Origin of the sequence: Aeromonas sp. PrichA-15, assembly GCF_017939245.1 — a bacterium.
GTDB classification, from domain to species: domain Bacteria; phylum Pseudomonadota; class Gammaproteobacteria; order Enterobacterales; family Aeromonadaceae; genus Aeromonas; species Aeromonas caviae.
In genome coordinates this window covers 1-5,367 of record NZ_JAGKRH010000194.1, presented here as the reverse complement: position 1 = coordinate 5,367, position 5,367 = coordinate 1, and the positions used below count along the sequence as shown (strand labels likewise).

Sequence of the window (5,367 nt, the reverse complement as noted above, 5' to 3'; positions counted from 1 at the left end):
TCTAGGCCGAGGGTCTTTTTAGGACAGTCAGGCGCGATTCTCATCGTGGCGCGGAGAACATTCTCCATCAAGACGCCGGATAGATTTAAGCAAGCCAACCACAACACCCGAAATCAAGGTTGCAAAAAAGGGGGTGACCATAGATTCTTATGTGATGAGGAGAGACAGAACCATGCCTGACAGCTCCCCGATGGTGACGCCCGCCCAGCGCAAATGGCTGCCCTGGCTGACGGCGGTCGGTTTTTTCATGCAGACCCTGGATGGCACCATCCTCAACACTGCCCTGCCCAGCATGGCCGAGGCCCTGGGCGAGAGTCCGCTGCAGATGCAGTCCGTCATCATCGCCTACATGCTGACGGTGGCCCTGCTCATTCCTGCCTCCGGCTGGCTGGCGGACAGATTCGGCACCCGCCGGGTCTATCTGGTCGCCATCCTGCTGTTTACCCTGGGTTCCCTGGCCTGTGCCATCGCCAACACCCTGCCCATGCTGGTGATCGCCCGGGTGTTGCAAGGGGTCGGGGGGGCCTTGCTGATGCCCATCGGGCGTCTGGCGGTGCTGCGGGTCTACAGCAAGCATGAGCTGCTGAGGGTGATGTCGTTCGTCACCATCCCCGGTCTGCTCGGCCCCCTCATCGGTCCGGCCCTGGGGGGCTGGCTGGTGGAGGTGGCGAGCTGGCACTGGGTCTTCCTCATCAACCTGCCGGTGGGCCTGCTCGGCTTCGTGGCGAGCTGGCACTTCATGCCCGACCTTCGCCAGCACACCGCCAGGTTTGACTGGCAGGGGTTTGTGCTGTTCAGTGTCGGCATGGTGCTGGTATCCGTCGGTCTGCAAGGCCTGGGGGAGCACAGCATCTCAACCGGCTGGGCCCTGTTTGCGGTATTGTTCGGTCTGGCCGCCATGGCGAGCTACTGGCTCTATGCCGCCACGGCGGAGCAGCCCCTGTTCAGTCTGGCGCTGTTCAAGACGTCCACCTTCGCCATCGGTATCTGGGGCAATCTGTTTGCCCGCCTCGGCAGCGGCGCCATGCCGTTTCTCACCCCGCTGTTCCTGCAACTGGGGCTCGGCTTCTCCCCGAGCAAGGCGGGGATGACCATGATCCCCACGGTGATCGGCGCCATGCTGACCAAGACGCTGGTGAACAAGCTCATTCCGCGCATCGGTTATCGCCGCATCCTGATCGGCAACACCCTGGCGCTCGGGGCCATGATCGCGAGCTTCTATTTCATCGACAACCAGGTGCCCCACGGCGTACTGCTGGTGTGGCTGGCGGTCTTTGGCGCCATCAACTCCCTGCAATTTTCCGCCATGAACACCCTGACCCTGCAGGATCTCAGCAGTGAGCACGCCAGCAGCGGCAACGGTCTGCTGTCGGTGGTGATGCAGCTCTCCATGAGCCTGGGGGTGGCCATCGCCGCCAGCCTGCTGGGGCTCTTCTCCATCGGCCAGCCCGAGGGGAGTGGCCGCTGGCTGGAGGGGTTCCACCTCACCTATCTGTGCATCGGCCTGATGTCCATGCTGGCGGCGCTGATCTTCTCCCAGCTGGCGCGGGAAAAGCGCTAAGTCCCAGGCTCAGGGGGAGGGCAGGTAGCTCACGTCGCAGGGCAATCGGGCCAGCAGTCCGGCCAGGTGGGTGGTCTCCAGCAGGAAAGTCTGCTCGGGGTGGCCCGGCGTCCAGGTAAAGGCGTGGTGATTCATGAGCACGGGATCCACCAGCAGGGGGATGTCGGCGCGGGGCAGGAAGGGGCAGACGGCTCCCGGCAGGCAACCAATCTCGGTCTGCATCTCGTCGGCGGTACAGATGGAGGGTTTGGCACCGAGCGCCGCCTTGACCGCCTTGCTGTCGAGCCGGCCGTCCCTGTGGGTCAGCAGCAGGGCGAAGCGACCATCCTTGAATTTGAGGAAAAGGGTCTTGCTGAACTCGGCCTGCCAGCCGAGGCGAGCCTTGACCCGCTCGTCGGTGGCGTAATCGAGGATGGGTTCGTGCTCGAAGCGCTGGTGGGGCAGGTCGGTGAGCAACTGACGGTTGAAGTCGTGAATGGCATCGAGTGGCATGGGGTTCTCCTGTGATGGCGGTCATCCTGCCACTTGCACCGGCGCAGGCCCAATCACCGTTTCTTATCCGTCATCAGCGGAGTCATCAACAAGGGCACCCGAGGGTGCCTTTGTCGTTCAGTGATGCTGCAATTCGCCCGCTTTCCAGTGGAAGGGAATGGGGTCAAGGCGCTGGGAGGCTTTGTCGTAACCTGCCCACAGCTCACCGATGGTGCGACCATCGATGGGATGGCGGAATGTGGGAGCCAGCTCCGCCAGCGGCCAGAGAACGAAGGCGTTGGTGAGGATCTCGCCGCGCGGCAGCACCAGCGGTGTCTCGCAGACCAGCTCGCCGTAGAGCAGCAGATCGAGATCCAGGGTGCGCGGGGCGAACTTCTTGGCATCCGGCTCGCGGCCGTGAGAGAACTCCATGGCGCGCAGCCGCTGGCACAGGGTCGCCAGGGGCAGCTCGGTATCGGCACCCACCACCAGGTTGTAGAAGGGGCGACCGTTGAAGCCCACTGCCTCGCTCTCGAATACCCGGGAGACCTGCAACTCGCCGAATTCGGCGTGCAGGGCATCGAGGCCAGCGCGGATATGGCGTTCCCGATCGATGTTGGATCCCAGACTGATATAGATGCGGGTCATCAGTTGGCGCTCGCAGCCGGCGTGCGATGGCGCAAGATCTCGACCCCGACGCCTGCCGCATTGGGCACGGCACCCGGTTTGGTCAGGGTCACCTTGACCCACTGTACCCGCTCGTCTTCCAGCACCAGGGCGGCGACCTGCTCGGCCATGGTCTCGACCAGCTCCACTATCTTGCCCTGGGCGTGATCACAGATCTTGCGAGAGAGGGTGGCGTAATCCAGCGCCAGATTGATATCGTCGGTTGCGGCGGCTGGGCGATTGTCAAACCCCATCTCGAGGTCGAAACAGAGCTTCTGGCGAATGCCCTTCTCCCACTCATATACCCCTATGGTGGTCAAAACCTCGAGTCCGCGAATAAACACCTTGTCCATGACAGTACTTCTTCTTTACTCTTGATGGGCTGTGAAAACAGCGCAGGGATGCAGGCCCGGCAAGCAGATTGCCGCTGGCGGCCGGTTTGGGCGACACGCTTTCGGGCAAGCCCGGGCCTGGGAATGTGGCCCGCATCATACCCCATTCATATCGTGGTAAAAACGACCAAGATGACGGCCCTGACGATTTTGATGATTATTCTGGCCTATCTGGGCGGCTCGCTGTCCAGTGCCGTGCTGGTTTCCCGCATCACGGGTCTGCCGGATCCCCGTGACCATGGTTCCCACAACCCGGGGGCGACCAATGTGTTGCGCCTCGGCGGCCGGATGGCGGCGCTGATCGTACTGCTTCTCGACGTGCTCAAGGGGATGGCCCCCGTCTACCTCGCCTGGTATCTGCAGATCAAGCCCGTCTACCTCGGCTTTATCGGGGTGGCCGCCTGTCTGGGCCACATGTGCCCCCTCTTCTTCCACTTCCGTGGCGGCAAGGGCGTCGCCACCGCCCTCGGTACCATGCTGCCCATTGGGTTTGCCATGGGGGGCGCCGTCATCACCACCTGGCTGCTGGTGCTGCTGGTGAGCGGCTATTCGTCACTGGCGTCCATCGTGACCGTGTTGCTCACTCCGCTCTTTACCTATCTGCTCAAACCGGAATACACGTTGCCGGTCTCCCTGCTCTCCTGTCTCATCCTGATCCGTCATCACGAGAACATTACCCGCCTGCTCAAGGGGGAGGAGTCCCGCCTCTGGGGGCGCCGGGGAGCGGTCCCGCCAGCAGAAGTGATGAAAATGGATGATGCTGCGCAAAAAAGAGACGAACGAGACGAAAAGTGAAATTTCCCGTTGACCACCTGCCCTAAAATCCGTTTAATAGCGCCCACGCCCAGATAGCTCAGTCGGTAGAGCAGGGGATTGAAAATCCCCGTGTCGGCGGTTCGATTCCGTCTCTGGGCACCATATTTTAGTGCCATGAAAAAAAACGTGTTCATGCACAATGGTTTGAAGTGTGCCGGCTTAGCTCAGTAGGTAGAGCAACTGACTTGTAATCAGTAGGTCACCAGTTCGATTCCGGTAGCCGGCACCATTTGCCCAGATAGCTCAGTCGGTAGAGCAGGGGATTGAAAATCCCCGTGTCGGCGGTTCGATTCCGTCTCTGGGCACCACGAATAATTCCTCCTTAGCTCAGTCGGTAGAGCGACGGACTGTTAATCCGCAGGTCGCTGGTTCGAGCCCAGCAGGAGGAGCCAAATAAAAAGCCCAGCAGCAATGCTGGGCTTTTTCTTTTCCCATTGTCCCCGTCCTGAATATGGCTTATACCTTCTTCCCCGAATAGATGGAGATCTCGATGGGACAAGGTGTGAAACGCACACAGCGCGATTACTCACTGAGGTTTAAATTGTCCCTGGTCGAGCAGATTGAAAAAGGTGAACTCACCTACCAGTAGACACAATTCCAATATGGCATTCAGGGCAATTCGACCATTCTGGTATGGTTGCATAAGCATGGTCTGCAGGGTTGGAGCCAGGGAGCATCGATTAGAGCTGGCAGGATCACATCATGCCTGATCCCGGCAACCAAATGTCTGAACAGCGTATCAAGGAGCTCGAGTAGCTGGCGCTGATGAGCCTGGAGGCTCAGTTCTTTGAAGGCGCCTCAATCGTAAAAAACGACCTGGTAAGCTCTCTCGCAGCGGTATGTCGAAAAGCTGACCATCTTCAGTGCTTGCTGGTTCCTCGGAATAAACCGTTAGGCTGACTACAATCGCAATCGGGTCGCCGACCTGCGTCATGCACAAGGGCAGCAGGTAGTGAGCTTTGTGCGCAAAGTTCACTACGGGTGGGCATCCACAAGTAGCATTATCTGCTGCAGGGCCAAGACGATGCTGGGCTGACGGTCTGGTGGGACAGACTGTTTAGGATATTGGCCGAGCACCGTCTGTTGGTGCAGCCCAAACGGGCCTATCACAAGACGCTCCACAGTTTTCAGCGTTTCTATCGCCATCCCAACTTGCTCAAACCCGGCCCGGTGAAAATCACTGCGGTGGCGCCAGGGCAGGTCTTGGTTGCCGACATCACTTACCTGCCGGCAAAGAGCGGGCCACTCTACCTGAGCCTGGTGACGGATGCCTTCTCGCGTAAGATAGCGGGGCATCACGTGCACGAAGGGATGCATCCGACATTCCGCACCTGATTTAGGAATAAATTTGCCGATAGCGCTCACCCAATACCTCCAAAATGATCTGCTGGTCTCCTGTTAGCTCCGTTACTTGTGGCGGAGCTTCTCCCAGTCGATATTCATGGATGCCACCAAAGCGCA

5 protein-coding genes, 4 tRNA genes and 1 pseudogene are annotated in these 5,367 nt (G+C 59.9%); 7 read left to right on the top strand and 3 right to left on the bottom strand.

Annotated elements, in window-relative coordinates:
* The first annotated feature begins 172 nt into the window (after positions 1-172).
* Positions 173-1,561 (top strand): multidrug transporter subunit MdtD, encoded by a 1,389-nt coding sequence (gene mdtD / locus J9889_RS18980; protein WP_049636526.1) that lies wholly within the window; start codon positions 173-175, stop codon positions 1,559-1,561.
* 9 nt (positions 1,562-1,570) lie between these two features.
* Here the strand turns inward: mdtD and J9889_RS18975 are convergent, their stop codons facing one another.
* From J9889_RS18975 to folB, 3 genes are all read right to left on the bottom strand, one after another.
* The gene (locus tag J9889_RS18975) at positions 1,571-2,053 is read right to left on the bottom strand and encodes a YbaK/EbsC family protein (protein WP_119197025.1); all 483 of its coding nucleotides are present in this window, start codon (positions 2,051-2,053) and stop codon (positions 1,571-1,573) included.
* Positions 2,054-2,170: 117 nt separating this feature from the next.
* On the bottom strand, positions 2,171-2,680 hold the full coding sequence (gene folK, locus J9889_RS18970; protein ID WP_049636525.1) for a 2-amino-4-hydroxy-6-hydroxymethyldihydropteridine diphosphokinase: 510 nt from the start codon (positions 2,678-2,680) through the stop codon (positions 2,171-2,173).
* Positions 2,680-3,051, bottom strand: a complete 372-nt coding sequence (folB, locus tag J9889_RS18965; protein ID WP_010675798.1) for a dihydroneopterin aldolase — start codon at positions 3,049-3,051, stop codon at positions 2,680-2,682. Before folB ends, folK begins: the two co-directional genes overlap by 1 nt.
* Before the next feature lie 171 nt (positions 3,052-3,222).
* Here folB and plsY point away from each other — a divergent pair, with 171 nt between their 5' ends.
* The 6 genes and pseudogenes from plsY to J9889_RS18935 form a co-directional block, all read left to right on the top strand.
* The gene (gene plsY, locus J9889_RS18960; protein WP_210557708.1) at positions 3,223-3,885 is read left to right on the top strand and encodes a glycerol-3-phosphate 1-O-acyltransferase PlsY; all 663 of its coding nucleotides are present in this window, start codon (positions 3,223-3,225) and stop codon (positions 3,883-3,885) included.
* A gap of 47 nt (positions 3,886-3,932) precedes the next feature.
* A tRNA-Phe gene (locus tag J9889_RS18955) sits at positions 3,933-4,008 on the top strand.
* A gap of 51 nt (positions 4,009-4,059) precedes the next feature.
* A tRNA-Thr gene (locus J9889_RS18950) sits at positions 4,060-4,135 on the top strand.
* Positions 4,136-4,138: 3 nt separating this feature from the next.
* Positions 4,139-4,214, top strand: a tRNA-Phe gene (locus tag J9889_RS18945).
* 8 nt (positions 4,215-4,222) lie between these two features.
* Positions 4,223-4,298, top strand: a tRNA-Asn gene (locus J9889_RS18940).
* A 98-nt stretch (positions 4,299-4,396) separates the two neighbouring features.
* Positions 4,397-5,208, top strand: a pseudogene (locus J9889_RS18935) (IS3 family transposase); the annotation flags it as partial.
* Between the last annotated feature and the right edge of the window lie 159 nt (positions 5,209-5,367).